The following is a 2,247-nucleotide window of genomic DNA, read 5'->3' as shown; positions in this document are numbered from 1 at the left end:
GTTACCTACCCGATCGCCTGAACCTCGGATCAAACCGTGTTTGTCCTGGTCAGACCCGGTGGAAACTCTGTCTCAGTGACCGTGTTTCCGGCGGGGCAACGAGATATAACTCTAGACCACCCCAGAGGCGGCGTGCAAATCCAAAACCGACTTTCTCCACGTGACACCCACCACACAGCCTGCAATGCTCAACGATGCCCCCTTGCAGAGAGGCCGGCCGCTCCCCAGCCCTTGCATCCAACCGAGCCCGAATGCCGCGCGATTCAGCTGCCCGGGCGGATAGCTTTGCGCAGGCGTGCGAGCTGCTCGTCGATGAACGCACCCACCTCGGCGATCTCTGCCCGTCGGATCCCACGTCCTACAGCCCGCGACTTCCACCCCTCGACTGCGCTCACGACCTCATTGAGCACAGACACTGCAGTCGGCTTCGTCAGATGGCATAGAGAGGCGAATTCCAGCAGCGCCTCGGCTTCGGTCTCCGCAGACACGACCCCATTGATCGCTGTCTGCCGTTCGACCGCGGGTTCCGGTTCCGGGTTGATATCGAAAGCCGGGCTCAGCTGCCATCCCGCGTCAGCCCGTATGAAGCCATGGTTACGCAAATGATCATCCGTATTGTGCAGTGCAACTGAGAATGCCACTCGGCGAAACAGTTCCGCACAGTCGCTGCACCAGCGCCGTCTGTGATCTTCGATAGCTTCGACGATATCGAGATAGTCGCCGGCTTCTCCGTCTCGATGCCCGGTTGCTGTCATCGCACTCATATATCCGATCCGACGGTCAGCCGTGCAATCGAATCTGTGCAGAAGGAGCACGGATCTCTCGTCGATACTCAGCAACCGAGATTCAGTGGTGTCGATACCGGCCCTACGGGCAAGTTCGAGAGCCAGGCTCTCCCACGCGGTGACGTCTCGATCGTCGCCGGGTCGGGAGAACTTCGCAATTCACAGCCGTCCCTCATCGTCCGCCACAGATGCCTTGGGCCGCGCTCCTCCCAGAGAACCTGTCCCAGCGTCAAGAAGGCGCCTCACAGTCGTGCCCGACCCTTCTGCGGCCCCGTCGGCAGCCTGCTGCAGTTCTGGCAGGGACAGCAGTTTCGGTACGCGGCTCGAGAGGCTGAAGAAGTCTTCGTCGGCAGCACGACGAAACCGCAGAGCTCCCTGTCGAGTGCGATCGCTGACTCCGAGCACGAAGTCGACATCTGTCAGACGGCGGTCTCGGACGACGCCGTCGGCGACCTGCCGCCGATGCTCCTTCGCCACGAGATTGCGACCCCATCAGTCAGGAGAACAGTCGGCGAATGCTCCCGGCAGACCGGGTACGCTGAACGGGACCGTCGACAGTGGGAGCTCTGGGTCGATGGAATAGCCCCATCGAGCTTCCACATACTCATCGGAGTATCTGAACGTCGTCGAGATATGCCCCAGTGCGATGCGGAAATACGTAGAACCGACGAATACCGACGTCCCGCCGTGGTCCACCTCAACCCGGATCTGCTCACTCATCGACGAATCCTGTCCGGAAGCGTTTCAGCGGAACGCAGTCTGCCGACATCGGTGCTCAAAGGATCGAACGAGGCGGACACGTGGTCGAGCTGCCCCAGGGCCTGCATAACCGACATCACTGCGCCGATTGATACCCCTGCATCACCGCGTTCGACTTTCTGGAGCGTCGATCGCGAGATGCCGGCACGCTCCGCGACTTCGACAGCCTTGAGCGACTGCATTAGTCGCCACCGCCGAATCGAGGATCCGATCTCGGTGAGGCGGCGATCCACTTGTCGAGTGACGCTCATTTGGATTCCTTATGAGTGCAATAGACACCATACAGTCAATTAACGACTAGAAAACGCACCATTAGATCAACCAGCGTTGCCGATTTCGGGCGGATCGGTGTCCGGCTGATGTCCGGACGGACGACACAAGATTGACCACGTATGTGAGCACACAGCTCTCCGTTGCGCGCGACGAGCCGGAGATAACACGAATGCCGGAGATAACCCACGGGGAGTCCGACGAAGCCATTCCTCAGGACATTCCCCTCCTCCCCTAATTACTACCCGACGGGGGTACTGCTACCTGGCGCGGGGTTGCTGGGCCACCGTCAGGTAGTAATAAGCACCGGCAATCGCACCCACACGCGAATGCACCGGTTCGTGAATACAGTAATGGCCCCGCCCAAAAACTGGACGAGGCCATCACCCTTAAAAAATATTGCGGCAGTCACTTACTCTCCCACAACCACCAA

At 59.8% G+C, this 2,247-nt stretch carries 4 protein-coding genes; all 4 read right to left on the bottom strand.

Going from position 1 to position 2,247, the window contains the following annotated elements; all coding sequences use genetic code 11:
* Window positions 1-263: 263 nt before the first annotated feature.
* Genes HK353_RS16750 through HK353_RS16735 form a run of 4 tightly spaced genes read right to left on the bottom strand, consistent with a single transcriptional unit; the run spans window position 264 to window position 1,795 of the window.
* Window positions 264-944: a HipA domain-containing protein gene (locus HK353_RS16750; protein ID WP_173158015.1), complete on the bottom strand. Its 681-nt coding sequence runs from the start codon at window positions 942-944 to the stop codon at window positions 264-266.
* On the bottom strand, window positions 945-1,262 hold the full coding sequence (locus HK353_RS16745) for a hypothetical protein (protein WP_173158013.1): 318 nt from the start codon (window positions 1,260-1,262) through the stop codon (window positions 945-947).
* 15 nt (window positions 1,263-1,277) lie between these two features.
* Window positions 1,278-1,505, bottom strand: a complete 228-nt coding sequence (locus HK353_RS16740) for a HipA N-terminal domain-containing protein (RefSeq protein ID WP_173158011.1) — start codon at window positions 1,503-1,505, stop codon at window positions 1,278-1,280.
* Window positions 1,502-1,795, bottom strand: a complete 294-nt coding sequence (locus HK353_RS16735) for a helix-turn-helix domain-containing protein (RefSeq protein ID WP_173158009.1) — start codon at window positions 1,793-1,795, stop codon at window positions 1,502-1,504. The genes HK353_RS16740 and HK353_RS16735 overlap by 4 nt, the downstream gene beginning before the upstream one ends.
* Window positions 1,796-2,247 lie beyond the last annotated feature (452 nt).

The organism is Brevibacterium permense (assembly GCF_013280495.1).
In the GTDB taxonomy this organism is placed as follows: Bacteria; Actinomycetota; Actinomycetes; order Actinomycetales; family Brevibacteriaceae; genus Brevibacterium; species Brevibacterium permense.
The sequence above is the reverse complement of the archived record's forward strand: the minus strand, read 5'-3'. Positions and strand labels throughout refer to the sequence as shown.

Coding starts and splice junctions, on each gene's coding strand:
- HK353_RS16735 (WP_173158009.1), bottom strand. CDS start 1,795: ATGAGCGTCACTCGACAAGTGGATCGCCGCCTCACCGAGATCGGATCC.
- HK353_RS16740 (WP_173158011.1), bottom strand. CDS start 1,505: ATGAGTGAGCAGATCCGGGTTGAGGTGGACCACGGCGGGACGTCGGTA.